This window comes from Pseudomonas sp. G2-4, assembly GCF_030064125.1.
Lineage (GTDB): Bacteria > Pseudomonadota > Gammaproteobacteria > Pseudomonadales > Pseudomonadaceae > Aquipseudomonas.
The window spans coordinates 4,007,849-4,033,599 of the sequence record NZ_CP125957.1; the positions used below are offsets into that span (position 1 = coordinate 4,007,849).

Sequence of the window (25,751 nt, forward strand, 5' to 3'; positions counted from 1 at the left end):
GTTTGCTGCCCAGCAAACCCGTTAAACCACCACTTCAGCGCAACGCTTGCTTTCGCTCAAGCTTGGAACGGTAGCTGCCCGGCGGAACGCCGAAAAAATCCCGGAAACGACGCTGAAAGTGCGGCGAGCTGACGAAGCCCGTCGCCACGGCGATTTCCGTCACGGAACGATTGGTTTGCTGGATGAGTTGGCGCGCACGCGTCAGGCGCAACTCCAGGTAATAACGCGTGGGAGTCGCCCCGAGAAAGCTGCAGAACCGCCGTTCCAACTGTCGCTTGGAAATCTTCACGCAGGCTGCCAGCTCATCGATGGTCAAGGGTTCCTCGACGTTTTGCCACATCAGCTCCAGAGCCAGCTTGAGACTTTCCGGCAGCGTCGGGTCCGTCTCGACGAAGACCGGCGGCAGGTCCGTTGCATCATCGCCTGACTCATCGCACCGAAGAATCTCCTCGATGGCGCCCACCAGCGCCTGCCCTCCCGTCTTGCTGATCAACTGGAGCATCATGCGCAGCGAACTGTTCGCGCCAGCACAACTGACCCGCTCCCGGTCAATGACATAGGCCCGGCTGGACACCTTCACGAGGGGAAACATCTCCGTCATCATGGCGCGGCTTTCCGGGTGGACGGCGCATTCAAAACCATCGAGCAGGTTGGCATCGGCGACAAAAAAGACACCGTTCCACAGGCCACCCACTATCGCCCCGGACGCAGCATTGGCGCGTAGCTTGCGCCGCAGCAAAGGCAGGCCTTGCAATTTCACGCGAAAGCCCCCGGCGACGATCAAGACGTCCTGGTTTTCCGGCAATTGCGCCAGCTCGATATCGGCGGAGATGACGATCCCCAGGTCACTCGTCACCTGACACCCCGACGCCCCCACCGTCAACACCTCGTAGAGGGGCATGTCGCTCATCAGGTTGGCGGTGACCAGCGCGTCCACCGCGCCGGTAAAGGACATCATCGAAAAATTGTCCATCAATACAAACGCGACACGGATCGGCACCTGGTCGGCAGGTGGCGCCCCGAGTGGCCGATAAGCCATGTTCTTGTTTTTAAGTACGCTCTCGAATGCGCTTGGCATAGGGCCTCGTTGATACAGGGAGACGATCAGGACTTGCCTGACTCTGACGCCTTGAGAAAAAGGCAACGCGATGCAGAGCCGTCGCCGCTATCTTCCAGATTAGCGAGGTTGTCTGCAATCGCCTGCCGCAGCCGATAAGCATCCGGTTATAGCTGATCGACCTAAAGTACATTGGACTTTGGTCGATACGCTATAGGTAGACATGGGCGCGCCACCTCCAGATTCGCAACGCTCACAGCTAATGTTTCCGCCGTTCCAACTCTTATAAATACCTGCGGGAGAAGTCATGAATATCAAACAGAAGCTGACATGGGCGTTCGCGACCATCGCCTGCCTCCCGGTTATCCTGGTGGCGGTGCTCGTGGTGTTGAACCTGCGCGACGCCGCCAAAGCCAACTTCCTGGACAGCAGCGGTCGTGAGATTCGCCAGATCGACAATGGCATGAAGCAATTCTTCGACGGCATCAGCCAGAACGTTGAATTCTTCGCCAAGGACCCGCGTATTGTCGCTGCCAAAGATCTGAAAAATTACTCCGGTGCCGACGCCGCACAGATTCCCCTGCCTGAGAACAACAAGCAGCTTTTAGAGATCTTTGACCGATTCGCCAAAAGCCATCCAACCACGGCCTATCTTTCCGTAGGACTGGCGGATGGCGGCTACGCCAGTTGGCCTGACGATCCCAAGATTTCCAACTACGACCCGCGCGTGCGCCCTTGGTACAAAGCTGCCATCGCCTCTCCTGGCAACAACGTACGCACTGATGCCTATTACTGGGCACCCGATGATGTGTCACTGATTGGCATCGTCCACACGATCTCCGATTCCGCTGGCAAACTGGTGGGCGTGGTGGGCCTGGACGTGTCACTCAAGCAACTCACCGAACTGGTCAAGAACATCAAGCTGGGTGAAAGCGGCTACCTGATGCTGGTGGAAGCCAACGGCAACGTCTTGGTGGACGCCGCCGATGCCAAGCACAATTTCAAGCCGCTGGCCGACCTGGGTCCCAACTATGCCGAGCTGGCCAAAAGCAGCGATGGCGTGACCCAGATCGAGATCGACGGAGTGCCCTACATGGCCAACGTCGTGAGTTCCAAAGGCCTGGGCTGGCGCTTCATCGGCCTGATCAAGCGTGACGAAGTGATGGCCGAGGCCTCGAGCCTGACCTGGTTGATCGCCGCCATCGCTGCTGCGCTGGCTGTAGTCTTCGCCATCGTCGGTGCCAGTTTCGCCAGCGTGATCGTGCGGCCGATTCGCGGGGTTGCCAATGGCCTGCAGGAAATCGCCGAAGGTGAAGGTGACCTCACCCGCAAACTCACGGTGCAGGGCAAGGATGAAACCGCCACCCTGGCCAGCTGGTTCAACCAGTTCCTGGGCATGATCGCGCAACTGGTGCAGCGCATCGGCAGCGCCTCATCCGACCTGCAAAATGCGGCGGCCGACACCAGCGAAGTGGCCCAGAACATGAACGAAGCCGCCGGGCGCCAGCGTCAGGCTGTGGAGCTGGTGAGCACGGCGTTCAACGAGATGGTCGCCACCGCCAACGAAGTGGCCCGCTCGTGCAGCCAGGCTGCCACCAGCGCGGACGAGGGTTACCGCGACGTGCACGACGGGCAACAGCACATCGGCGAAGCCACCGGCAGTGTCCTCAGACTGAGCGAGGACCTGCAAAAGTCGACCCAGACCATGCAGGCGCTGGAACAGGACAGCAAGAACATCAACACCATCCTCGACACCATTCGCTCGATTGCCGAACAGACCAACCTGCTGGCGCTCAACGCCGCCATCGAAGCGGCACGTGCCGGCGATCAGGGTCGCGGGTTTGCCGTGGTGGCCGACGAAGTCCGCGCCCTGGCCCGGCGTACCGCCGACTCCACGGGCGAGATCGACAGCCTGCTGGGCAACCTTGCGCGGCGTACGCAGGAAGTCACCCTGCAGATGCAGGGCAGCCTGCAAACGTCGCAAACCAGCGTCGAGCGCATCCAACAGGCCCGCGACAGTTTCGACAAGATCCGCAACTCGGTGGACTCGATCCGCGACCAAAACACCCAGATCGCTACGGCCGCTGAAGAGCAGCACCAGGTGGCCGAAGACATCAACCGGCACATCGCGCAGATCCATGCCGATGCGCAGTTGGTCGAGGAGTTTGCCCACTCGGCACAGACCGGTTCGGGGCGTTTGACCGATATTTCCGGGCAACTCAAGGGGTTGGTGGGGCGGTTCAAGTTCTAGATTGTTGCACCTGAGCGGGCCAGGGACGGCTCTCTGCACGTAATATCAAGAACGCCGTGACACTCGTCACGGCGTTTTCATATCCCCTCAAGTCGTTGAGCACATAACGGCTGGACACGCCTCGGACAGGGTGCGATCCCTACCCTTTTGCCTTCAACGCATACAGACCACCGATCACCACCAACCCTGCCCCCGCTACTGTCCATAGATCAGGCAGTTCGCCGAAGACGAACAGGCCGATGAACGTGGCAAACACCAATAGCGTGTAGTTGAAGGGTTGAAGCGTACCGGCCGTTGCATACTTGAGCGCCTGGAGGAGTAAAAGCTGCGCCAGCATGCCTATCGTGGAAAGCACAACAATCAGGCCCCACTGCTCCGGGCTCGGAGAAACCCATCCTGGCAAGCCTGACAGCGTGATGGCTATCGCCCCGAAGAATCCCATGTAGAGCATATTTGTCGCGAAGGAATCATCCCGGCTGATTCGTCGGGTCAGCACGCTGAAGATTGCAAAACCCAGGGCCGATAACAGGGGAATCAGCGCGGCAAGTTCGAAAACACCGGTCCCTGGACGCAGGATCACTAAGGTCCCCATGAAACCGATGGCCGCAGCCACCCATCGACGAATGCCGATGGTCTCGCCCAGGAATGCTCCCGCCAACGCCAGGGTCATCAGGGGAAAGACCGCATACAAGGCATGCATCTCAGCCATTCCCAGGTAACGCAGCCCCAACCCGAACAAAGCGCTTTCGCCAACCCCAATCAGCGCCCGGAGGATCTGGAGAACGGGATGCTGGCTTCGACAGGCAACCCGCAGACGTCCTTGATAGACGCTATAGCCAATAGCAAACGCAAGGAAAACCCAATAGCGCACCATGACGAGCTGCGCGACCGGGAGGTCCTTGACCAGCACCTTGGTGATCCCGTCCTGGCCTGCAAAGAGCAGCATTGAAAGCAGGCACAAGATAATGCCGAGTTGGGGCCGCGGGGCATCATGCACGGTGCGCACCGCTACTGGCTTTCTCCATCGGTTTGTTACCGACATATCTCAGACTCTGCATGATGGCCCGACGCTAGTGAATCAAACCCCACAGCGCCAACAGTGGAACGTGCGTTGATCTCATTGCATGGATACAGGAAGGAGGATTGACGACAACGCCCCCTGCTCCGGGACTCCACCAACCCACGTCCTCTCGATACCAGTCGCCAGGGGAAAGAACGAGATAGAACTCAGCCGGAGGATGCTGGTGGAAGGGATAGCGGGTATCAGGCGCCATGAGTGCCAATCCCAGGGTCAAGGAGGAACATTCAAACAGTCCTCCCGGGCCGGCGATCATGCCATGCCGATGCCTTTGTACGAACCTGTCGTCCTGGCCTGCCTGGGCCTGGCGATGGGTCCAGGAGAGATGAGGCAGCAGCGCGCTCAACGCCTCCAGCAGCGCCTCCAGATGTTCATCGGTTCTGGGCGCGGCGCCGAGTGCCTGGGGCAAATAGGGCTCCAGGAACGCAGGTAATCCACGCGGCGTTTCCAACGGTTTCTTGATAACCCATTGGGCCGCGTCCAGAGCGCCCGCATGCGCCTGTATTGAATCCGGCGTGCCATGTGACAGCACGTCATGAAGTGATCGTTGAAGCCGTTGCCCGCTGTTGATGACATCCGGTTCCAACGACAAATGTTCGCGACTGTTTATCATCGTTTTTGACGCCACTCCTGAGCTGGACGAAGGATATGACAAGCTGCCCGACATCCTGCAGCGCCATCAGAGCGCGTGAAGGTTCATCGATACAGCCGGTGCCCTTCACTTTTCGTCAAGGGCGCCCAACTGCAAAACTATAGGAAAGCGGCGGTCATTGCTGAGCGGTTGTCGCGGAGGCGGTTTGACTGCCAAACATGGCCTCGAAGCGGGGCTTGTTGGCGGCGTAGTACTCTGCAACGACCTTGTCGGCCGAGCTGTCACGGGCAGCGGCCATCAATTTCTCGAGGTCAGCTGGGGGAATCTTGAAGTTGGCGAAGAACCGGGCAACATCAGGATGCTCTGCACTGAAACCTTTGCGAGCAATCGCATGGATTTGCTCGGCCCCCCCAAACACCTGCTTCGGATCATCCAGGTAGCGCAGCGGCCATTTGGCGAACATCCAGTGCGGGCTCCAGGCGTTGACCAGAGCCCATTTGTCACGCTTGAGGTTGCGATCCAGCTCGCTCAGCATTCCGGATTCTGAAGAGGCGACCATCTTGTAGCCATCGAGTTTATATTCCTTGATGGCCTTTTCCGTGAGCTTATATTGGCCGTTACCCACTTCGGAAGTCAGTATCTTGCCACCCAACTTCTCCCGCACGTCTGGCTTATTGAGATCTTCGATGGTGGCGAGTTCACTGCTAGGAATGGAAGTGGGCACCGCCATACCGATTCGCCCCTCATACAGCACGCCGAGGTCTTCAAGCTTGTCTTGGTATTTGTCATAGAACGACTTGTGCGTGTTCGGCAGCCAGACCATCGGAATCAAATCGATATTGCCGTTAGCCAGGGCCTGGAACTGAATGCCAATATCAGCGAGCACCAATTTTACCGGTTGCTTCAGGTGCTCTCGCAACGCTGTATCTGCCAGCTTTACAGCGATTTCCGTGTCCGACCAATTCACCCAACCAATACGGATGGGCGCAGGTTCCTCGGCATGGGCCACCAGGCTGCTGGTGGCCATCGCCAAGCCCGCAAGCCAGCCGATAAAAGTCTTACTGGATAACGTCATCATGGTGCATCTCCGCGTACTGTATTAATAGTTATTGGCAGGGCAGCAGAAGAATTAAATTCCCATTGGATCTATGTATGGCATGACCGACCGGACAGGCCGGATCACCCTGTTTCGACTGGATGTTAATCCTGGTTTTTATGCTAAGCAAGGAAAATGTACACCAGTGTCTCAGTCGTTGACACGTATGAACATTCAACATACCGTCATGTCACAACCAAGCCTGATGTTCTGTTCCCGGAGCGCAACACCATGTCCAGCGATCCTCTGCTGCAGCCCTATAAGATCAAGCACCTGACCCTCAAAAACCGGATCATGACCACCTCCCATGAGCCCGCGTATCCTGTCGACGGCATGCCGAAGGATCTGTACCGCGCTTACCACGTTGAACGCGCCAAGGCCGGCGTAGCGCTGACCATGACTGCGGGCTCCGCCGCTGTTTCCCGCGACAGCCCACCGGTGTTCAACAACGTGCTGGCGTACAAGGATGAAGTGGTCAAATGGATGAAGGACATCACCGACGAGTGCCACGAACACGGCGCGGCGGTGATGATTCAACTGACCCACCTGGGCCGGCGCACGCGCTGGGACAAGGCCGACTGGCTGCCGGTGGTATCACCTTCTCATCGCCGTGAAGCGTCTCACCGGTCGTTTCCGAAAAAGATGGAAGACTGGGACATCGATCGCATCATCAAGGACTACGTCGATGCCGCCGAACGCATGAAGGCGGCCGGCCTTGATGGCCTGGAGCTGCAGGCTTACGGGCACCTCATGGATCAGTTCTGGTCGCCTTTGACCAATGAACTCGACGGCCCCTACGGTGGCTCGCTGGAAAACCGCCTGCGTTTCACTTTTGATGTGTTGCGCGGTATTCGTCAGCGCTGTGGCGAAGATTTCCTGCTCGGGATTCGCTACACCGGCGACGAGGAGTTACCGGGTGGCTTCGGTGCCAAAGACGGTCTCCAGGTTTCCCACATGCTCAAGGACAGCGGCCTGGTCGACTTCCTCAACATCGTTCGTGGGCACATTGATACCGATGCCGGCCTTACCGATGTGATTCCGATCCAAGGCATGCGCAACTCGCCGCACCTGGATTTTGCCGGCGAAATCCGCTCGGCCACCGGTTTCCCGACATTCCATGCGGCCAAGATTCCAGATGTGGCCACGGCTCGCCACGCCATCGCCTCCGGCAAGGTGGACATGATCGGCATGACCCGGGCGCACATGACCGATCCGCACATCGTGCGCAAGATCATCGAAAAGCGCGAAGAAGACATCCGTCCCTGCGTCGGCGCCAACTACTGCCTGGACCGAATCTATCAGGGCGGCGCTGCGTACTGCATCCACAACGCCGCGACCGGGCGCGAAACCACCATGCCCCACGAAATCCCCAAGGCACCGGTCAAGCGCAAGGTGGTGGTGATCGGCACCGGTCCGGCGGGCCTGGAGGCAGCACGAGTCGCCGGTGAACGCGGCCACGACGTCACGGTGTTCGAAGTGGCCGACCAACCCGGCGGGCAGATCCGCTTGACGGCCCAGAGCGAGCGGCGCCGCGAGATGATCAGCATCATCGATTGGCGCATGGCGCAATGCGAACGGCTGGGTGTGAAGTTCCACTTCAACACCTGGGCCGAGGCCGAGACGGTACTGGCGCAAGCGCCGGACGTGGTGATCGTCGCCACGGGTGGCTTGCCTCACACCGAGGTGCTCAAGCAGGGCAATGAACTGGTGGTTTCCACCTGGGACATCATTTCCGGCGACGTCAAACCCGGCAAGAACGTGCTGATCTTCGACGACGCAGGCGACCACGCGGCGCTACAGGCTGCCGAGGTCATCGCCAACAGCGGTGCCAAACTGGAGATCGTCACGCCAGACCGGTCGTTTGCGCCCGAGGTGATGGCGATGAACCTGGTGCCTTACATGCGTAGCCTGCAAGACCTCAACGTCACCTTTACGGTCACCTATCGGGTCGATTCCGTAGAGAAGCGCGAAGGTCAGTTGGTTGCCAACTTCGGTAGCGATTATGGCCAGGTGCACAAGCAGCGAGTGGTCGATCAGGTCGTGGTCAACCACGGCACCCTCCCCTTGGACGATTTGTACTTCGATCTGCGCCCGCATTCGAGCAACAACGGCGCGGTCGAACAACACAATCTGATCGCCGGGAAAACCCAGAATATCGTGACCAACCCTGAGGGCCGCTTCCAACTGTTCCGGATCGGCGACGCAGTGTCGGCGCGCAACACTCATGCCGCCATCTACGATGCGCTGAGGTTGCTCAAAGACATCTGACGCCATGCCCCTGGTCCTGAGGGATAGGGCCAGGTCCCCATTTAACCTGCCCCGTTCCACTCAAGGCGTTCGGTCACCCGTGGCGAGGGAGCTTGCTCCCGCTGGGCTGCGCAGCAGACCCCATTTTGTGAGCGCTTCGCGCTCAAGCGGGAGCAAGCTCCCTCGCCACGGGGTTCATCGTGGTATCACTGGCTTCATCGTATTGTCACTGGGTTCTTGATTCGGCAGGTCTTCGATCCGCCCGGAAGTCGATCAGGCTTGGAGCCCCTTGCGGGCCACCGCCGCCCCTGCTTGCAACGCTCTGCCGATCTGCTCTTCGAAATGACTGTGGGTCATCGCCTGCAAAGCGGCGGCCGTCACGCCCCGATAAGCCACCAAGGCGTCGATCATCTGCTGAGCGTCATGGCTGACCAGTAGCTGGCTGCTGTTGACCACGACGCTCTTCGCGGCAAGCTGTGCGATGTCAGAAGGAATGCCGGCAGCCATCGCCTGATTGGCCAGCGCTGTCATCAGCAAGGCAGGAAAAGCCGGACCGGTGCCGGAGAGCGCCGAGAGGTAATCAATAAAGTCCTCTTCCTGAACTTCGGCTGCCGTGCCTACGCATTCGAACAGGCGCTGCACGAGGCTTCTCGTTGTCGCCTCTATCGCTCCAGCACAATACCAAGGCGTGAAAGACTGCTCGATTTCCACCGCTGCGTTAGGCATCGCCCGTACGACCGCCGACGCCGAAGTCTGCGCGAAGATCGTCTGCGCTTTGATCCCGGCCATCAGGGAGATAACCGTTTTGCCAGTCGCCTTGATGTTCAGCCTGGCGAAATGCTCGGGTCGAACCGCAAGGATCACGATGTCGCTGCGATCCACCAACGCCTGGTTATCCGTCACCAGGCAGGCACCTTGTTGCGCCAGCGGATGACTGCCCGAACGGTTGGAAATGACCAAGTTGCCCGTTGGCAACAATGCCTTGGCCAGCACGGCCCTGGCGATCGCGCCACCCAGCCAGCCGGTTCCGCCGATGATGCCCAGGGTTTCATGACTCATCGGCAGCGCCTTCGAACGTGTCCGTCAAGGGCACGAAAACCCCGGGCTCGATTTCGGCGTAGCCGAACTTGCCGTAAAAACGATCCAGCTCACGGGGCTTGGGGACTTTCCCGGTGAAAATGCTCACGTAATGGGGAATGCGCTGGAAGCGCACGGTAATCAATTCAGTCGTATTCATGGTGATGTAGCCGATCTGGGTCAGGTAGATCGTCCGCGCCCGCGCATCAGCACTCGGGCTGTCGTAGCCAAAGCGCCTGAACATGTTCGCCAGGGCGGTCATCCGCTGCTCATCCACGGTCGCGACCTCTTGAGCGACCTCAGCCGACTGCAACGCCCAGCTGCGTACCGCGAATTCGAATTGCGAGTCGAACAGCTGTGGGTTAAGCCAGCACTCGAACACATTCAGGATCGCCTCGGAGATGCTTTCGGCATAGCTTTCGCTTTGACGGATCAAGCCCCCCGTGTTGGTCTCCCGCCAGCGTGACAGCAAGGCCGCCAGCAGTTGTTCGCGATCCTCGAAGAACCAGTAGAAACTGGTGCGTGACAAGCCCAGGCGCTTGGCGAGCGGCATGACCCGGACGGCATCGATACCCGACTCCTTCAGGGCATCATAGGCGGCCTCCAGCCAACCCTCCGGCGACCCACGCCAACCCGTGTCCTGGGCCTTACCACGTGCCTTCCCTAACTGGGACATCTCGCTTCACCTTCTCAAAAACGTAGCTTTAATGTACGCCCACGAACCTTTAATGTACACGTGAGTACATTTCATTGACTTGCATATCCTGACCGAGCACCCTAAAAACTAGACGCCGCCGTCTCTTGATCGGGAAAGCGCTCATGGATGACAACAACGCCTGAACCGAAAGCACAAAAGAGTGTGTCAGCAAGGTGCGCCTGGATCAACCGCTCCTCCGGCAGACCTCAGTGGCTTGATTGATCCGCCCATAGCTTTGGAACGCACCTATGCAATCCGGTGATATCGATAAAAAAGTCAAAGGCTATCGCCGGTTGATACCGTCCATGACGGCTTTGCTGGAATTCGAAGCCGTGGCGCGGCTAGCCAGCTTTACCCTCGCCGCCCAGGAGCTGGGCGTGACCCAGGCGGCCGTCAGCAAACAAATCCGCTTGTTGGAAGATACCCTGGAGACCCAGCTGTTTCACCGGCTTCATCGGGCAATCAAGCTCACTCACGAGGGCTATATCCTGCACCTGGTCGTCGCAGAATCCATTCATCGAATGGCCAGTGTGTTCGACAGGATTTGCGAGGGCATCGGTGAACAAGAGATCACCATTGCGTGCACGGAGGCGTTTTCACATTTACGGATTCTTCCCCGATTAAGCGCACTACGCACGCTTCAACCGAAACTCAAATTACGGCTGATGACGCAGCAACCCGCGCCGGGTTCATACCGTGACGATATTGACCTGGGCATCCGTTTTGGCGATGGAAAATGGGAGGATGGACGTTCGCTTTTCCTGTTCGATGAGGAGGTCTTTCCGGTTTGCTCGCCGGCCTGGCTCGCCGCCAACCCGGCCCCTTCATCGATCAATGATTTTCTGGACACCGCACTGATTGACTCGGACTCTACCCTTGAAGGCTGGATGACCTGGAATCGTTGGTGCCGGGAGCTTGGCGATCAGCGCCCCAAACTGACTTATTCCTTTCGCTGCAGCTCTTACAACGATGCGATCCAGGCGGCCATCCAGGGCCATGGCATTGCACTGGGGTGGAGTCGGTTGATCGCGCACCGTCTCCATAGCGGTGAGTTAATCAGAATAACGCCCTACTCCATCAAGCCAAAAGAGGCCTATTACATGGTCATTCCGACGGGTCGAAAACCTGAGCCCCTGACCGATGTATTAGTCGATTGGCTGCGCGACGACAGTTATCTAAGCCACTGACAGTTATACGTTTCACCGGTCTACTTTTCGCATAACGCAGGGTTATGCAAGGGTGAAAATAAAGCGCGTTGACGGGATTATTTGACCTTTCAATACTGTATCTGCCGCCTCTTGCCGGCGATAAGTAGAACGAGATCAACAATGCCCCCTACCGTGAAAACTCATCGTGAACTTCTGGCCGACCGCACACCCGGACATGGCATGCCCGGCGGTTTGTTTGGACGGCAAGATATCTCTGAAACTGACCTGGATATCTTCTTCAACAAACATTGGATTCTGGTAGGGGTAACTTCCGATATTCCCGAACCCGGTGATGTTTCCACCCTCGATATCGGCAAGTCCTCTATCCTCCTGGTCCGCGATGACGACGAACAGGTACAGGCTTTTCATAATGTCTGCCGTCACCGCGGGGCACGCTTGAAACAGCCCGGCAAGTCGACGGTGGGGATGCTGGTCTGCCCTTATCACCAATGGACCTACGACCTGGATGGCAGATTGAAGCATGCGGCGCACATGGGCCAACACTTCGATCCCACCTGCAAAAGCCTGATGCCCGTTCATACCCGCGTCATTGGCACCCATGTCTTTGTCTGTCTTGGGGACGAACCACCCGAAGACGTCCTGTACCTGGATCAGGTCATGACACCGCGTTTCGCCCAATATGACATCGCCCATTCAAAGATCGCCCATGAGTCGGAAATCATCGAGAACGGCAATTGGAAGTTGGTGATCGAGAACAATCGCGAGTGTTACCACTGCGCCGCCACTCACCCTGAACTGACCGCGTCGTTCCTTCCCGAAGATTTCGGATTCTGCACCGATGGGCTCGGTGAGGATTCATTGCTGGCACTGGAGGAATATCACCGCCACAACGCCGACACCAAGCACAACTGGGAGCGCGAAGGTTATATCTGCGACGCCGTCGAACACCTGGGGGAAGATGCGGTGACGCAATTCCGCTCCCAGCGCCTGGCCATTGCCGGCAACGGTGAATCCCAGACCCTGGATACCCGCGTGGCCTGCACCCGGTTGTTTGGCGACCTCACCCGCCGCGATTTGGGCGACATGCACCTGTGGACCCACAACTCGTGGACTCACATCATGAGTGACCATGCCGTGGTCTCCTACATCATCCCCCTGGCGCCAGACAAAACCCTGGTACGGACCAAATGGCTGGTGCACGCCGATGCCATCGAGGGCGTTGATTACCAGATCGATAAACTGACCGAAGTCTGGACCGCGACCAACCTTCAGGACGCCAGCCTCGTCGGCATTACCCATAGCGGAACGCAAGACCCGGCGTACACGCCGGGGCCGTTCTCGGCCTTCACCGAAACCTATGTCGACCAGTTCTCGCGCTGGTACGCCGCACGTCTGGCCGCCCACGGTGTGTGAGGAATGAACATGACGACCTATGAAGACCTGACGCGCTCGGACAACACTGACGCCGCCCGGCGGTTTACCGGCCCAATGACCTGGGGCGCGTTCGGCACGCAATGGAACAGCGCTGAACAGAAAACCCTGCACTGTTGCGCTGTGCATCAGGAAACCCACGATGTAAAGACGTTCATCTTTCGCTGTACGGATTTCAGCGCACTGAGTTTCGAGCCGGGTCAGTTCATCACCGTTTCGCCGATCATTGCTGGGCAGACCGTCGCTCGCTGCTACACCTTGTCGTCCTCGCCCACCCGTCCCTTTGCGTTTTCCATTACCGTCAAACGGGTGCCGGGGGGACCGGTGTCGAATTGGCTGCACGACCACTTCAAACCGGGAGACAGCCTGCGCGCCAGCGGCCCGGCGGGCAGCTTCACCCCGGTCGGCCATCCCGCCCAAAAGCTGTTGTACCTGTCCGCCGGGTCTGGCGTAACGCCCCTGATGTCGATGACCCGGGCCGCCTGCGACATGGCTGGCAACTTCGACATCGTGTTTGTGCACAGCGCCCGTACACCGGCAGACATCATCTTCCATGAGGAACTGCAACGCCTGCAGGCGGCGATGCCGGGGCTGCGGGTCATCAGCATTTGCGAAGGGCTTGGCGATATCACCCAATGGGCTCAACCGACAGGTCGGCTCGATGTGTCCCTGTTAAGCCAGCACGTGCCCGACTTCCGGGAGCGGGAAGTTTTTACCTGCGGGCCTCAGGGGTACATGGCGGCCATCCAATCACTGCTCCGGGAAGCGGCGTTCGATTTCGACCATTATCATCAGGAAAGCTTTGACATTGCCGCACTGAATGAGGACCCGTTGATTGAGCCAGGCCCTTCCCTCGCCCAGCAGGACGTGTTCACGGTGACCCTGTCGCGCTCAGGCAAGACGTTCAGCATGTCGGGCAACCAGACCGTGCTGAACGCCGCCAAGAAAGCCGGCGCAATCGTGCCCTCCTCCTGCAGCCAAGGGGTGTGTGGCACCTGCAAGACCGCCTTGCTGCACGGGACAGTGGAGATGAATCACAACGGCGGTATCCGCCAGCGGGAAATCGACAAAGGCCTGCGCCTGCTCTGCTGCAGCAAGCCTACTTCTGATTTGGTCATTGATCTTTAGTCTTGCTTCACTGGAACCCGAGGTCAGGTTCCAGTGAGACAGGGCGTCCCACGTCTCCATCATCTTGGCGCTCCCAGTCAACTCTGGCCGCTGCGCTCAAGCATCACCCACCTGCGAGAATTAAAGTCGAAGTGCCAGGGGAAGCTACCCCGCTCACAATTCCAAGAATAGAGCCACTTCGATGAGTCTGACCAAGTCCCTGCCAGCGTGCCTGGCACTCAGCTTCGCCTCATTTGCCGCCCATGCAGCCGATGGCCCGCCTCCACCTTCGGTGAATCAGCCCAGCGGTATCAACCTGGGCGGCACCAGCTTCTACGACGGTTTTGCGGGGCCGCCCGGACTGACTCATCAGACCTATTTGAAGTTCAGCACCGCGAGCAGCATCAGGACCAACAAGGGCAAGAAAAACGGCGCCTTTGATGATCCGAAGATCAATGTCATCACGATGATCAATCAACTGAGCTATTACTCACCGGACACTATCGGAGGGGGCGCGCACCTGGGCTGGAGTTTACTGGTGCCGGTCGTTTCCCTGGACGGCGACTTTGGTGACAACGGCGCCAAGCTCAAGGATAACGCCACAGGCCTGGGCGACATCACGGTCGGACCTCAGGTCCAGTTCGATCCGATTGTCAACGCGACCGGCAGGCCGGTTTTCGTGCAGCGAGTGGCCTTCGACACCATTCTGCCAACGGGTAAATACGACAAACATAAAGACCTGAACCCAGGCTCCAACTACTTCTCCCTTAACCCCTACTGGGCAGCGACCTGGATGCCGGCGCCTCGCTGGGAGGTGAGCTGGAGACTGAACTACCTGTACAACTTCAAGAACGACGATCCAGCGAGCAGTTCGACGCAGTACTTTGAAGGTCAATCCGTACGCGACACCCAGTCAGGACAGTCGGCGTGGGCCAACTTCGCCGCCTCGTACGAGGTATTCCCTAACGTCTCGGTGGGCATCAATGGCTACTACTTCCGGCAGATCTCGGATGACAAGGTCAATGGAAACACCATGACCGACTCCCGGGAGAAGGTCCTGGGCATTGGCCCGGGCCTGTTCTGGAAAATTACCGAAGACAAAGCCTTCTGGCTCAACACCTATAAAGAAACCGGCGTCGAGAATCGCTCCCGAGCGGATTATCAGGTGCAGGTTCGCTACGTTCACAAGTTCTGATTGACGTGTACGCCTGCTCACGCATGAGCGGGCCCATTACCCCGAGGTGATGCTTCATGAACGCACTCGACTCCATCGACAGCAAAAAATCACTGGGCGCCATCTGCCTGATGATGGTCATTTCCCTGGGAACGCTACAGATCCAGCCGATCCTGGGTGGTGCCTTGATTGATCAACTCGGCTTGCCGCTCAACGCGATAGGCGCCATTTTCGCTGTAGAGCTCATGGCGATGGCCATCGCCTGCGGCCTCTGCGCGCTGTTCATGGCGAGCGTCGACCGGCGCCGCTTCGCCCTGGTGGCCTTGTTGATCCTGGCCGTGGGCAACCTGGTCAGCACGCAACTGCACAGCCAGGCCGGGCTGGTCATTTCCAGAATGATCTGTGGTGCCAGCGGCGGTGCGGTCATGGCAGTTGTCTACGCCACTGCCGCCCTGCGCACCTCCAAGGATGCGACCTTCGCGGTCATCAACATCGGCAATCTGCTGTGGGGCATGCTGCTGGTGACTTCCATGCCCTTGATCCTTCAAGCATTCGGTGTGAACGGTGCGTTCTCCCTCCTGGCGATCACCAGCGTGCTCGCGGCGCTGGGTTGCTGGAGGGTGCCCAAGCGCTACCCTGAAGCACATCGCACCGCCGCCGGTTCGATCCCGCCGTTCGGCCTCACGGCCTTGCTGTTGATCCTGCTGTTTGCGCTGCTGTTTTTCGGGCACTCCGCCCTGTGGGTCTATCAGGAGCGCATCGGCAAAAGCATTGGCCTGGAGCCGCAGCAGATTGGTGGCATCCTGGGGGGTAGCATCCTTGCTGGCGCCCTTGGGGCGGGCCTGGCCGGGCTGATCGGGCGGCGCCTGGGCTTGCTGTTTCCGCAACTATTGAGCTTCGGCACGGCATTGCTGGCGACCTTGATCATGGTCTATGGCACCAGCCCCATCGCCTTTGCCGCCACCGCCTGCCTGATCCATATGGTCTGGTTTTTCAGCCTGCCGTACCTGCTTTCCATGGCCGCCGAAATGGACCCTTCCGGCCGACTGGCGGGCCTGGGTAACGCCGCGATTTTCATCGGCCAAGGGCTCGGCCCGTTTGGTGCCGCACTGGTCGTTGGTGAGGGGCACTTCCGGGCGGTCGGCTGGCTGGCCGCTTCAGCCTATTTGCTAGCCTTGATCATCTCGTGTCTGGTGGTTACGCGCTTTCGCCGCGGCGTGAAGCCCTCCGGGCCGGCAATGTCGCCGCAATCAGTTTGAACATGAACGAAACCGCACATTGATGAGATATGCCCGATGAGTATTCCATTTCCACAAACCCCTGAGTTTTCCGGCGCGCTTTACAAGCCCAGCCGCGTAGAAGCCGAGGTGTTCGACCTCGAAATCGAAGGCGTTCTTCCCGCCTCGATCCGTGGGACTTTTTATCAAGTCGCGCCAGACCCGCAGTACCCGCCCATGCTGGGCACCGATATCTTCTTCAACGGTGACGGCATGGTCAGCGGCTTCCACTTTGCCAATGGCAAGGTCTCGCTGCGACGCCGCTATGTGCAGACGGATCGCTTGCTGGCCCAACGCCGTGAAGGTCGCTCGCTCAATGGTATCTATCGAAACGCCTTCACCAACGACTCGCTTGCGGCGAAGAACAACACCACCGCCAACACCACCGTCATCCCTCACAACGGCGTCCTGCTGGCACTCAAGGAAGATGCCCTGCCCTGGGCGATGGACCTCAAAACCCTGGAAACCCTCGGTGAGTGGCATTTTGACGGACAGATCAAATCAGCGACGTTCACCGCCCACCCCAAGCTCGACCCGGCAACGGGCAACCTCTTGGCCTTCAGCTATGAAGCCAAGGGCGACGGCACGCCCGACCTGGCGTATTTCGAGCTCTCGCCGGACGGAAAGCTGCTGCACGAGATCTGGTTCCAAGCCCCTTATGCGGCCATGGTGCATGATTTCGCGGTGACCGAACGGTACGTCGTGTTCCCGCTGATTCCGTTGACGGTTGACGTCGAACGCATGAAAAACGGCGGGCCGCATTTCCAATGGCAACCCGATCTGCCTCAGCTTTTCGCCGTTGTGCCCCGTAACGGACAGGCGCAAGACGTGCGTTGGTTCAAAGGGCCCATGGACGGTTTCCAGGGGCACACGCTCAATGCGTTCGACGAGGACGGCAAGGTTTACGTCGACATGCCAGTCACTGGCGGGAACATCTTCTACTTCTTCCCCCAGGCGGATGGTTATGTACCGCCGCCTGAAACCCTGGCCGCCTGCCTCATGCGCTGGACCTTCGACCTGAACAGTGACGGGGACGAGGTCGAACCGCAGCCGCTGACGGACTACCCCTGCGAGTTTCCAAGGTGCGATGACCGCTACATCGGTCGACAATACGCACACGGCTTCCTGCTCGCCTTTGACCCGGAGCGTCCCTATAACCCGGCGAACGGGCCGATACCCTTTCAGTTTTTCAACCTACTGGTCCACTTGGACCTGAAGACAGGCCTCTCCGACGCCTGGTTTCCCGGCGACAGCGCCTGCTTCCAGGAGCCTATTTTCATTCCGCGCTCTGCTGACGCCGAGGAAGCCGATGGCTATGTCGTTGCCTTGCTCAACCTCATCGCAGAGGAGCGCAGCGAGCTCGTGGTGCTGGATTCCCGGGACATGGCGAGTGGTCCCATTGCCCGAATCAGGATTCCGTTCCGGATGCGCATGTCGCTGCATGGATGCTGGGCGCCTGACCCGCGTTAGGCCCTGATGCCGATTTTTCAGGCGAAACGCAGCCTGTGTGGCGAGGGGATTTATCCCCGTTGGGCTGCGAAGCGGCCCTGAAACCGAACACCTCGGTGTTTCTGACTGATTGAATCTTCAATACTGAGGCTGTTTCTCAGCCCAACGGGGATAAATCCCCTCGCCACACCTCCTCTCCCTTTGCTTCCCCAGTTCACCAAAGGTATTGGTTCGTCAAAACAAACATAAATTCCATATTTTAGGATTTTTGTATAAATCCTACTTTACAGGATTTACTTGCAAGACTAGATTGATCCTCATTGCATCCTGTGCGCATGCCCCCTTTCTAACCAAGGAGACTCCATGAAACTCGCCAGCTTCATTGTTCAAGGTCGCAGCACCTACGGCGTCATCGAAGACGAACAGGTGATTGACCTGGAATCGGTCAAGCCAACCTTTGGCAACGATCTCAAGCAGGCCATCGCCAATCACCACCTGGGCGAACTGACGCCGGTGACACTGGCGAGCCTGCCCCGTATTCCGTTGGCCGAAGTGACATTTCTGCCGGTGATCCCGAACCCGGGAAAAGTGCTGTGCATCGGCATCAACTACGCCACTCACGTGCGTGAAACCGGTCGTGAGATGCCGACCTACCCGATGATCTTTACTCGATTCGCCGATAGCCAAACGGCGCACCTGCAACCCATCGTCCGTCCCAAGGCGTCCCACAAACTTGATTTCGAGGGCGAGCTGGCGGTGGTGATCGGTAAAACGGCGCGTCACGTCAAGCACGCCGATGCGCTGGACTATGTCGCCGGGTACGCCTGCTACAACGACGGCAGTGTTCGCGACTGGCAGAAGCACACCATTCAGTTCGTACCGGGCAAGAACTTCCCGAACACCGGTGGTTTCGGCCCTTGGCTGGTGACCGCCGATGAGATCGGCGACCCGCAGGACCTGGAATTGACCACCCGCCTGAACGGCGAAGTGATGCAGCACACCCGCACTAGCGACATGATTTTCGATGTACGCCAGTTGATCGAGTACTGCTCGACCTTCACCGAGCTGGCACCTGGGGACGTCCTTGTTACCGGCACCACGGGCGGCGTCGGCGCGTTTCGTGAGCCGCCGGTGTGGATGAAGCCAGGTGATGAAGTCGAGATCGAGATTGCTCGCGTCGGCACCCTGCGCAACATCATCGTGGACGAGCAATAAGCCATGGACAATCTACATGCCTCTGAACAACCGCCAGAACAGGAAGCCGACAGCAAAGGCTCGAGCCTGGAGCGCATGCTGCGGGTACTCGACCTGTTCACCGAAGAGAACCCGATCTGGGCCGTCGACGATATGGGCGGTGCCTTGGGCTTTACCCGTTCGACGATCTACCGCTACGTGCGTGAACTGGCCGAGGCCAACCTGTTGTTCCAGGTCGAAGCCGGGCGTTATGCCCTGGGCGCCCGGATCATCACCTGGGACCGCCAGTTGCGCCTGAGCGACCCCCTCGTACGCGCCGCGCAATCGCTGGAGCCGAACCTCCCGCAGTGGAGCGAGCAACAGGTCTGGCTGATCTGCCGACTGTTCAAGGACCAGGTCGTGTGCATTCATCAACACGGCGATTTGTTCCGTGAGGTCAGTTACTCCCGCGGCTCCCCCAGGCCTTTGTTCCTGGGGGCAACGTCCAAGGCGATCCTCGCCAACATGACCGCGCGCCAACACAGCCAACTGTTCCTGGACCACCCCGATGAGGTGCGCTCCAGCAGCCTCGGCCAGACCTGGGAGCAGTTCCGCCGCGCACTGCAGCTGCTGCGGCGCCAGGGCTATGTGGCCAGCGCAGGCGAAGTCGACCCTGGCGTCTATGGCCTCGCCGCGCCGATCTTCGACAGCGACGGCAAGGTCGTCGGCAGCATCAGTTGCGTTCGCCCGATTGGAGAACGTGACAGTGCCCAGGAAGACGAACAAGGACAGCAGATCCTTGCCCTGGCGCAGGACCTGTCACAGCGCATGGCTGCGCTCGCCAACCGCCCCAAACCACAGGGCTGAGCCATCCGCAAGGGAATAACAATGACAACCCTCAACAGTATCAGCACCCAGGTATTGATCATCGGTGCAGGACCTACCGGATTGACCCTGGCCAACCTGCTTGGCCAGGCCGATGTGGACACCCTGATCATCGACCGTAAGCCGAGCACCGTGGCCGAGCCACGGGCCGTGTCGATCGATGACGAATCCTTGCGCACCATGCAGGCCATCGGTCTGGACCAGACCGTGCTCAAGGACGTGGTTCCCGGCTACGGCGTGCACTATTTCACCCGGCCCGGCGGCCGCTGCTTTGGCAAAGTCGAACCGACCAACAAGCTGTACGGCTTCCCCAAGCGCAACGCATTTCGCCAGCCACTGTTCGAGGCCACGCTCAAGACCGGCCTGGAACGCTTCGCCAGTCTCAAGGCACGCTTCACTCACGAGTTGCTGGAGTTTCATCAAGACCACCACGGCGTGCGCGCGCTGATACGTGACGCCGATGGCGAGCTGCTGGAAGTCAACGCGGCCTATCTGGTGGCCTGCGACGGCGGCCGCAGCCCGGTACGCAAGCAACTCGGGATCGAGATGGTCGGTTCGAGCTTCTCCTCGCGCTGGCTGGTGGTCGACACCGACCAGGATGACGACCCGTTCTGGCAAACCCGCGTGTATTGCGATGCCAGGCGCCCCGTGGTTGAAGTGCCTGGCCCTCACCGTACTCGCCGGTTCGAGTTTCTTCTCAAGCCGGAAGAAACCGATGAGCACGTGCTCAGCGACACCTGCCTGCAGGCGCTGCTCCGCCCATTCAAGGGTGACGCGCCGGTCTCCATCGTGCGCAAGACCGTCTACACCTTCCACGCCCGGGTCGCCGAGCGGTGGCAAGTAGACCGCGTGTTTCTCGCCGGCGATGCCGCGCACCTGACCCCGCCTTACGCCGGACAAGGCATGAACAGCGGAGTTCGCGATGCCCATAATCTTGGCTGGAAGCTGATCGGCGTGCTGAAGGGAAAAATGACCGCAACCGCCCTGCTGTCGTACGAAAGCGAGCGTCGCGACCATGCGTGGGCCTTGATCAAGTTGGCCTTGAACCTCGGAGTGGTCATGGCCCCGGCAACCGTCCTTCGAGCGCGTTTGATCAGTTCTGCATTCACCCTGATCGGCCTGTTGCCACCGCTGCGAGACTATTTCCTGCAAATGCGTTTCAAGCCTAAACCCCGCTTCACCAAGGGCTTGGTATTGACCGAGGGCGAAGCAGGGAAATTGTCCTGCGGACAGATGTTTCCGCAACCGCTGCTCACCGATGCCCATGGCCATGAACGCCTGCTCGACGACGCCCTCGGCGCTAGCTTCGCCTTGATTCAATACGGCGATCCTACCCGCCAACGTGTCGATGAACTCAAGCACGGGTTCTGGAGCCACCTTGAAGCCAAACGCATCCTGATTCTTCCCGGGGACGTCCAGGCCTTGCCTTCGATTTCGGGCTGCACGGTGCTTCAGGACCGGCAGGGTTTGCTCAAGGGCATACTCGGCGATTCAAACAGGTTTTTGCTGCTGCGCCCTGATCGCTACGTCGCCGCGATTTTCGACAAGGCCACCGAGACAGAAGCCGCCGAATCGCTGCAGTCGCTGTTCGGTATCGCCGCGACGAGCAGCAGCGACATCGAGTCAGTCATCGCGCCGGTCTTTCACTGAACCTTCAAGCACAGAGGTGGTTATGCAAACACTCCAGACTTCCACACCTGCACGCCTGTGCTACCTGCACCTGGCGAGCAAGGACGCGCAACGGCAAGTCGATTTCTATCGGCGGATGCTGGACATGGACAGCCTGGCGCTAGCCGATGGCAGCTGGATACTCAGTGGCCCGCAACGCGCGATGCTCGTGTCTCCCGCCGACCACAGCGGCCTGCTGGCGGCAGCTTTCGACTTGAGGGATCAGGCTCACCTGGAAAAACTGCGCATTCGCTTGGTTAGCAACGGTTGTGCTGTCGAAGAGATCGACTCACCGTTGCTCCAGCCGGGGGCCTTTCAGATCCGTGACCCTCAGGGTCGGCAAACGATATTTGGGGTCTCGCGCGCCAATGCCCAGGCCAATCGGCCAGGCATGCCCGGCCGTCTGCAGCACGTGGTGTTCCAGACCACCGAGCTGGAGGCCATGATCGATTTCTACGTCAATACGGTGGGTTTTACTGTTTCGGACAACGTCGTGGATGAGCAGGCCGGCCAGCTCATGACGTGTTTCCTGCGCTCGGACGATGAGCATCATACGTTGGCGTTTTTCCGCGGTTCGAAAAACGAGTGGGATCACCACTGCTACGAAACCAACGAGTGGAATGACATCCGTGACTGGGGTGATCGCTTCGCCAAGGAACGCATCACCCTCTTTTTCGGCCCCGGCCGACATGGACCGGGCAACAACCTGTTTTTCATGGTGGTCGACGCCGATCGCAATCGCCTGGAGTTCTCGGCCGAGCTCGAAGTCACCGATGCCTCACGTCAACCCGGCGTCTGGCCCCAGGAGGAATACACGCTCAATTCCTGGGGACGGGCCTGGATCAGGAGCTGAGCACTTGCAGTGTTGACACCCTCCACTTCTTGAACGACGCAATCACCTGCCGCCAAAGGTAAGAAGCATATGACCACCCAACAGTTCATCCCCTACGCCATCAACGGCGACCAATATATCAACGGCACCTGGCGTGCGGGGCGCTCCGCACGCCGTCTGGACGACCGCAACCCATTCAATGGCGAACAACTGCTGGAAATGCCGCTAGCCTCGATTGCCGATCTCGATGACGCCTATCAGGCTGCCCATCAAGCGCAAACGACGTGGGCACTCCTGCATCCAACCCAGCGCAGCGCGCAACTTGAAAAACTCGCCCACGTCATCCAGCACCGCAGTGAGGAAATCATCGGCTGGCTGATCCGAGAGTCTGGCAGCACCCGGATCAAGGCCAGCATGGAATGGCAGTTCACGCTGAACCTGGTGCGTGAGTGCGCCACCCTGCCGATGCAGGTCGAGGGACGCATCCTCACCAGCTACAAGCCCGGCGAACAGAGCTTTGTCTTTCGCGAACCGCTGGGTGTGGTGGGTGTGATCAGCCCATGGAATTTCCCACTGTACCTGAGCATGCGTTCGGTCGTACCTGGTCTGGCGCTGGGCAATACGATCGTGCTCAAGCCCGCCAGCGACACGGCGGTGACCGGCGGCCTGCTGATAGCCCATCTGTTCGAAGAAGCGGGCTTCCCGCAGGGTACGCTCAATGTCGTGGTCGGCGCAGGTTCGGAGATTGGCGACGCCTTCGTCGCGCATCCCGTACCGAGCCTGATTTCCTTCACCGGCTCGACGGATGTGGGGCGTAATGTCGGGCGCATTGCTACCGGCGGCAAACACATCAAGCGCGTGGCCCTGGAGCTGGGTGGCAACGCTCCGCTGGTGGTCCTGGACGATGCGGATGTTGAAATCGCCGCCCATGCCGCAGTGGTCGGACGCTTCCTGCACCAAGGGCAGATCTGCATGAGCGTCAACCGGGTGATCGTCGACCGCTCGCTGTATGCCGATTTCGCGGCATTGGTGGTGGAACGCGTGCGCAATCTCAAGACCGGCGACCCGGCCAAGGCAGACACGGTGATCGGGCCGGTGGTCAATCAGAGCCAGCTCGACGGACTGCTACGTAAAATCGATACAGCCGCGAGCGCCGGCCTAAAGCAGCTGTGCGGTGGCCAGGCATCCGGGCTAGTACTGCCTGCCCATGTATTCGGTGAAGTGGGGTCCGATCAGGAACTGGCTCGCGATGAAACGTTCGGGCCCTTGTTACCGCTGCTGATCGCAGATAACGAAGATCACGCCTTGGCCTTGGCAAACGCCAGTGAGTATGGCCTGTCCAGCGCGGTATTCACCCGCGACATGGCCCGTGGCTTGAATTTCGCCCGGGGCATTGTGGCGGGCATGACCCACATCAACGACATCACGGTCGATGACCAGCCCAATGCACCCTTCGGCGGTGAAAAGAATTCCGGCCTCGGGCGCTTCAATGGTCACTACGCCCTGGATGAATTCACCCGTGCCCATTGGGTCACCTGGCAGCCCGGAAGCCATCACTATCCCTTTTGATCAGTAACCCGCAGGGACGCAGCCAGGATTGGGCAAAGTTGACCTCTTTGCCCACACAACAATAAAAATAGAGGCGAAAAATGACCAATCTAGCCTGTGTGTCCACCGATCAGGTTGTGCGTTCCGACCGGCTGATGAAGTGGAAAGAGTTCATGAGCGATCACTTGGGGCGCACACCGGACTATATCAAGCGCCTGGAGTCGACGTTCATCGACCCGTTGCATGACAGCAACTTTCAGGGCCGGCTGGAGTATGGCGATCTGGGTCAGTTGCGCTTCTGCCGCATGACTGCCAGCGCCCATCGATACTCACGCCATCTGAGCAAAGCGATCGAATCGCTCGACACGCCGCGCATGTTGATTATGCAGATTGCCGGCGTCAGCCATTTCGAGCAGGGGCAACAACGCAATGTACTGGCACCTGACGAAATGCTTCTGGTCGACTGTGGCAAACCCTTCGACGTGACCAGCACGCAAGGCTGCGAACACTTCATCCTGCTGTTCCAGGGTGCGCCCGGACAACTTACGCAAACCGGCAACATGCACCTTAACGGTCGCAACGGACTGGGCCGCATGCTGATGCATCTGGTCGGTGATGCCTACAACCAATACCCCTTGCTCAACAACAACTCGGCCGGGCTGATCGGCGACAGCATCACCGGGCTGCTGGATAACGCGCTGAAGAACAAACTGGAAGAAAAGCAACTCGAACACGACTTCCGCTTCTTCAAGCAGAACCGCCTCAAGGCCTATATCGAGCGGCACCTGGCCGACCGCGACCTGACCATCGAACGCATCGCCAACGCCGAACAGTGCTCGGTACGCAGCCTGCACCGCGCGTTTCAGGATGAGCTGGGGTGCAGCGTCAGCGAGTACATCTGGCAACGGCGTCTGGCCCGTTGCGCCGAAGACCTGCGCAGCCGGGATCATGCCCATCGCTCGCTCACCGAGATCGCCTATGCCTGGGGCTATGGCAGCAGCTCCCACTTCAGCCGGCATTTCAAATCCACGTTCGGCATGTCACCTCGCCTGTTCCGTGACACCGCGAGCGACAGCAGGATGAAATCGACGGTGGCCTGAGCAGGCTGGTGCGGATCGAGGACGAGAGGGTCGCCGTTGGGGCACCCAGGGCGACCGTTGGGCGTCCAGCCGCGTTTGTCCTATCCTTGTATTTCACCCACCCATCCGGACATGACGATGCTCGCGCCCGAATCCGCGCTTGTGCAAAGCTGGCAGCACAACGCCCACGCCTGGATCGAAGCCGTCCGCAGCGGCGCCCTCGAAAGCCGCATCAGGGTCACCGACCAAGCCATCCTGCTGGCAGTACTAGGCCGTCAACCCGAGCGGGTGCTCGACCTCGGCTGCGGCGAGGGCTGGTTGTTGCGGGCCCTGGCTGAGCGGGCCATCGAAGCGGTCGGCGTGGACGGCGATGCAACGCTGGTGGACGCTGCGCGGGCGGCAGGCTCTTCCCAGGTGCAGGTGGCGAACTACGAAGCATTGGCCCAGGCCAAAGTGGACATCGGCCGCGACTACGACCTGATCTGCGCCAACTTCGCCTTGCTGCACCAGGACATCATCCCGCTGCTCACCGCCATGAACGCCCTGCTCGCCCCTGGCGGCGCTCTGCTGATCCAGACCCTGCATCCATGGAGCGTGGCGGCGGGCAACTATCAGGATGGCTGGCGAGAAGAAACCTTTGCCGGGTTCCAGGGCCATTGGCAGCCCATGCCCTGGTACTTTCGCACCTTGTCCAGTTGGCTCAATGCCCTGGAAATGGCCGGCTTTCGACTGGCCGGCCTGCAGGAGCCGCAGCACCCGCAAAGCCCGGTGCCGCAGTCATTGCTGCTGGTGGCTGAACCACGGGGTTGAGTGGATCGCCTGAAGGATGGAAGGCGGCGGACTTACGCTCCTGAGGGCCTGCAC

At 59.4% G+C, this 25,751-nt stretch carries 21 protein-coding genes and 1 pseudogene; 16 read left to right on the plus strand and 6 right to left on the minus strand.

The features are described 5' to 3' along the window. Positions 1-34 precede the first annotated feature (34 nt). A complete protein-coding gene (locus QNH97_RS17455) occupies positions 35-1,078 on the minus strand; it encodes a GlxA family transcriptional regulator (RefSeq protein ID WP_283553128.1) in 1,044 nt (347 codons plus the stop codon). 442 nt (positions 1,079-1,520) lie between these two features. On the opposite strand from QNH97_RS17455, the pseudogene QNH97_RS29550 reads away from it, so the two are divergent. Beyond that, positions 1,521-2,399, plus strand: a pseudogene (locus tag QNH97_RS29550) (cache domain-containing protein); the annotation flags it as partial. A gap of 204 nt (positions 2,400-2,603) precedes the next feature. After that, a complete protein-coding gene (locus QNH97_RS29555; protein ID WP_502944547.1) occupies positions 2,604-3,308 on the plus strand; it encodes a methyl-accepting chemotaxis protein in 705 nt (234 codons plus the stop codon). Between the two features lie 139 nt (positions 3,309-3,447). Here the strand turns inward: QNH97_RS29555 and QNH97_RS17465 are convergent, their stop codons facing one another. The 3 genes from QNH97_RS17465 to QNH97_RS17475 all read right to left on the minus strand — a co-directional run bounded on the left by QNH97_RS17465 (position 3,448) and on the right by QNH97_RS17475 (position 6,056). Beyond that, the gene (locus QNH97_RS17465) at positions 3,448-4,350 is read right to left on the minus strand and encodes a DMT family transporter (RefSeq protein WP_283553130.1); all 903 of its coding nucleotides are present in this window, start codon (positions 4,348-4,350) and stop codon (positions 3,448-3,450) included. A gap of 28 nt (positions 4,351-4,378) precedes the next feature. Then, positions 4,379-4,999 (minus strand): dimethylsulfonioproprionate lyase family protein, encoded by a 621-nt coding sequence (locus tag QNH97_RS17470; RefSeq protein ID WP_283553131.1) that lies wholly within the window; start codon positions 4,997-4,999, stop codon positions 4,379-4,381. A gap of 154 nt (positions 5,000-5,153) precedes the next feature. After that, positions 5,154-6,056 carry a glycine betaine ABC transporter substrate-binding protein gene (locus tag QNH97_RS17475; RefSeq protein WP_283553132.1) on the minus strand — a complete coding sequence of 301 codons (903 nt, stop codon included), beginning with the start codon at positions 6,054-6,056 and terminating at the stop codon, positions 5,154-5,156. 249 nt (positions 6,057-6,305) lie between these two features. Here QNH97_RS17475 and QNH97_RS17480 point away from each other — a divergent pair, with 249 nt between their 5' ends. Continuing rightward, positions 6,306-8,342 (plus strand): NADH:flavin oxidoreductase, encoded by a 2,037-nt coding sequence (locus tag QNH97_RS17480; protein ID WP_283553133.1) that lies wholly within the window; start codon positions 6,306-6,308, stop codon positions 8,340-8,342. 252 nt (positions 8,343-8,594) lie between these two features. On the opposite strand, the gene QNH97_RS17485 is transcribed toward QNH97_RS17480, so the two are convergent. Beyond that, on the minus strand, positions 8,595-9,380 hold the full coding sequence (locus QNH97_RS17485; protein WP_283553134.1) for a pyrroline-5-carboxylate reductase family protein: 786 nt from the start codon (positions 9,378-9,380) through the stop codon (positions 8,595-8,597). Then, a complete protein-coding gene (locus tag QNH97_RS17490) occupies positions 9,370-10,074 on the minus strand; it encodes a TetR/AcrR family transcriptional regulator (RefSeq protein ID WP_283553135.1) in 705 nt (234 codons plus the stop codon). The genes QNH97_RS17485 and QNH97_RS17490 overlap by 11 nt, the downstream gene beginning before the upstream one ends. A 269-nt stretch (positions 10,075-10,343) precedes the next feature. Here QNH97_RS17490 and QNH97_RS17495 point away from each other — a divergent pair, with 269 nt between their 5' ends. The 13 genes from QNH97_RS17495 to QNH97_RS17555 all read left to right on the plus strand — a co-directional run bounded on the left by QNH97_RS17495 (position 10,344) and on the right by QNH97_RS17555 (position 25,697). Then, the gene (locus QNH97_RS17495) at positions 10,344-11,282 is read left to right on the plus strand and encodes a LysR substrate-binding domain-containing protein (RefSeq protein WP_283553136.1); all 939 of its coding nucleotides are present in this window, start codon (positions 10,344-10,346) and stop codon (positions 11,280-11,282) included. 141 nt (positions 11,283-11,423) lie between these two features. Continuing rightward, positions 11,424-12,677 carry an aromatic ring-hydroxylating oxygenase subunit alpha gene (locus tag QNH97_RS17500; protein ID WP_283553137.1) on the plus strand — a complete coding sequence of 418 codons (1,254 nt, stop codon included), beginning with the start codon at positions 11,424-11,426 and terminating at the stop codon, positions 12,675-12,677. A 9-nt stretch (positions 12,678-12,686) separates the two neighbouring features. Continuing rightward, on the plus strand, positions 12,687-13,823 hold the full coding sequence (locus QNH97_RS17505) for an FAD-binding oxidoreductase (protein ID WP_283553138.1): 1,137 nt from the start codon (positions 12,687-12,689) through the stop codon (positions 13,821-13,823). A 181-nt stretch (positions 13,824-14,004) separates the two neighbouring features. Further along, on the plus strand, positions 14,005-14,997 hold the full coding sequence (locus tag QNH97_RS17510) for a SphA family protein (protein ID WP_283553139.1): 993 nt from the start codon (positions 14,005-14,007) through the stop codon (positions 14,995-14,997). A gap of 56 nt (positions 14,998-15,053) precedes the next feature. Continuing rightward, complete coding sequence (locus tag QNH97_RS17515) at positions 15,054-16,235, plus strand: MFS transporter (protein WP_283553140.1); 1,182 nt, start codon at positions 15,054-15,056, stop codon at positions 16,233-16,235. Positions 16,236-16,271: 36 nt separating this feature from the next. After that, positions 16,272-17,723: a carotenoid oxygenase family protein gene (locus QNH97_RS17520; protein ID WP_283553141.1), complete on the plus strand. Its 1,452-nt coding sequence runs from the start codon at positions 16,272-16,274 to the stop codon at positions 17,721-17,723. Positions 17,724-18,065: 342 nt separating this feature from the next. Continuing rightward, positions 18,066-18,917 (plus strand): fumarylacetoacetate hydrolase family protein, encoded by an 852-nt coding sequence (locus QNH97_RS17525; RefSeq protein WP_283553142.1) that lies wholly within the window; start codon positions 18,066-18,068, stop codon positions 18,915-18,917. A gap of 3 nt (positions 18,918-18,920) precedes the next feature. Continuing rightward, positions 18,921-19,742 (plus strand): IclR family transcriptional regulator, encoded by an 822-nt coding sequence (locus QNH97_RS17530; RefSeq protein ID WP_283553143.1) that lies wholly within the window; start codon positions 18,921-18,923, stop codon positions 19,740-19,742. Between the two features lie 21 nt (positions 19,743-19,763). Further along, on the plus strand, positions 19,764-21,410 hold the full coding sequence (locus tag QNH97_RS17535; RefSeq protein ID WP_283553144.1) for a bifunctional 3-(3-hydroxy-phenyl)propionate/3-hydroxycinnamic acid hydroxylase: 1,647 nt from the start codon (positions 19,764-19,766) through the stop codon (positions 21,408-21,410). A gap of 22 nt (positions 21,411-21,432) precedes the next feature. Continuing rightward, positions 21,433-22,281: a VOC family protein gene (locus tag QNH97_RS17540; protein WP_283553145.1), complete on the plus strand. Its 849-nt coding sequence runs from the start codon at positions 21,433-21,435 to the stop codon at positions 22,279-22,281. A gap of 69 nt (positions 22,282-22,350) precedes the next feature. Then, complete coding sequence (locus tag QNH97_RS17545) at positions 22,351-23,829, plus strand: aldehyde dehydrogenase family protein (protein ID WP_283553146.1); 1,479 nt, start codon at positions 22,351-22,353, stop codon at positions 23,827-23,829. An 80-nt stretch (positions 23,830-23,909) separates the two neighbouring features. Further along, complete coding sequence (locus tag QNH97_RS17550) at positions 23,910-24,908, plus strand: helix-turn-helix domain-containing protein (protein ID WP_283553147.1); 999 nt, start codon at positions 23,910-23,912, stop codon at positions 24,906-24,908. 117 nt (positions 24,909-25,025) lie between these two features. Next, a complete protein-coding gene (locus QNH97_RS17555; protein ID WP_283553148.1) occupies positions 25,026-25,697 on the plus strand; it encodes a class I SAM-dependent methyltransferase in 672 nt (223 codons plus the stop codon). Positions 25,698-25,751: the final 54 nt, after the last annotated feature.

What these genes read in the sequence shown, in the direction of transcription:
- QNH97_RS17455 (WP_283553128.1), bottom strand. Translation starts at nt 1,078, where the DNA reads ATGCCAAGCGCATTCGAGAGCGTACTTAAAAACAAGAACATGGCTTAT.
- QNH97_RS29555 (WP_502944547.1), top strand. Translation starts at nt 2,604, where the DNA reads ATGGTCGCCACCGCCAACGAAGTGGCCCGCTCGTGCAGCCAGGCTGCC.
- QNH97_RS17465 (WP_283553130.1), bottom strand. Translation starts at nt 4,350, where the DNA reads ATGTCGGTAACAAACCGATGGAGAAAGCCAGTAGCGGTGCGCACCGTG.
- QNH97_RS17470 (WP_283553131.1), bottom strand. Translation starts at nt 4,999, where the DNA reads ATGATAAACAGTCGCGAACATTTGTCGTTGGAACCGGATGTCATCAAC.
- QNH97_RS17475 (WP_283553132.1), bottom strand. Translation starts at nt 6,056, where the DNA reads ATGATGACGTTATCCAGTAAGACTTTTATCGGCTGGCTTGCGGGCTTG.
- QNH97_RS17480 (WP_283553133.1), top strand. Translation starts at nt 6,306, where the DNA reads ATGTCCAGCGATCCTCTGCTGCAGCCCTATAAGATCAAGCACCTGACC.
- QNH97_RS17485 (WP_283553134.1), bottom strand. Translation starts at nt 9,380, where the DNA reads ATGAGTCATGAAACCCTGGGCATCATCGGCGGAACCGGCTGGCTGGGT.
- QNH97_RS17490 (WP_283553135.1), bottom strand. Translation starts at nt 10,074, where the DNA reads ATGTCCCAGTTAGGGAAGGCACGTGGTAAGGCCCAGGACACGGGTTGG.
- QNH97_RS17495 (WP_283553136.1), top strand. Translation starts at nt 10,344, where the DNA reads ATGCAATCCGGTGATATCGATAAAAAAGTCAAAGGCTATCGCCGGTTG.
- QNH97_RS17500 (WP_283553137.1), top strand. Translation starts at nt 11,424, where the DNA reads ATGCCCCCTACCGTGAAAACTCATCGTGAACTTCTGGCCGACCGCACA.
- QNH97_RS17505 (WP_283553138.1), top strand. Translation starts at nt 12,687, where the DNA reads ATGACGACCTATGAAGACCTGACGCGCTCGGACAACACTGACGCCGCC.
- QNH97_RS17510 (WP_283553139.1), top strand. Translation starts at nt 14,005, where the DNA reads ATGAGTCTGACCAAGTCCCTGCCAGCGTGCCTGGCACTCAGCTTCGCC.
- QNH97_RS17515 (WP_283553140.1), top strand. Translation starts at nt 15,054, where the DNA reads ATGAACGCACTCGACTCCATCGACAGCAAAAAATCACTGGGCGCCATC.
- QNH97_RS17520 (WP_283553141.1), top strand. Translation starts at nt 16,272, where the DNA reads ATGAGTATTCCATTTCCACAAACCCCTGAGTTTTCCGGCGCGCTTTAC.
- QNH97_RS17525 (WP_283553142.1), top strand. Translation starts at nt 18,066, where the DNA reads ATGAAACTCGCCAGCTTCATTGTTCAAGGTCGCAGCACCTACGGCGTC.
- QNH97_RS17530 (WP_283553143.1), top strand. Translation starts at nt 18,921, where the DNA reads ATGGACAATCTACATGCCTCTGAACAACCGCCAGAACAGGAAGCCGAC.
- QNH97_RS17535 (WP_283553144.1), top strand. Translation starts at nt 19,764, where the DNA reads ATGACAACCCTCAACAGTATCAGCACCCAGGTATTGATCATCGGTGCA.
- QNH97_RS17540 (WP_283553145.1), top strand. Translation starts at nt 21,433, where the DNA reads ATGCAAACACTCCAGACTTCCACACCTGCACGCCTGTGCTACCTGCAC.
- QNH97_RS17545 (WP_283553146.1), top strand. Translation starts at nt 22,351, where the DNA reads ATGACCACCCAACAGTTCATCCCCTACGCCATCAACGGCGACCAATAT.
- QNH97_RS17550 (WP_283553147.1), top strand. Translation starts at nt 23,910, where the DNA reads ATGACCAATCTAGCCTGTGTGTCCACCGATCAGGTTGTGCGTTCCGAC.
- QNH97_RS17555 (WP_283553148.1), top strand. Translation starts at nt 25,026, where the DNA reads ATGCTCGCGCCCGAATCCGCGCTTGTGCAAAGCTGGCAGCACAACGCC.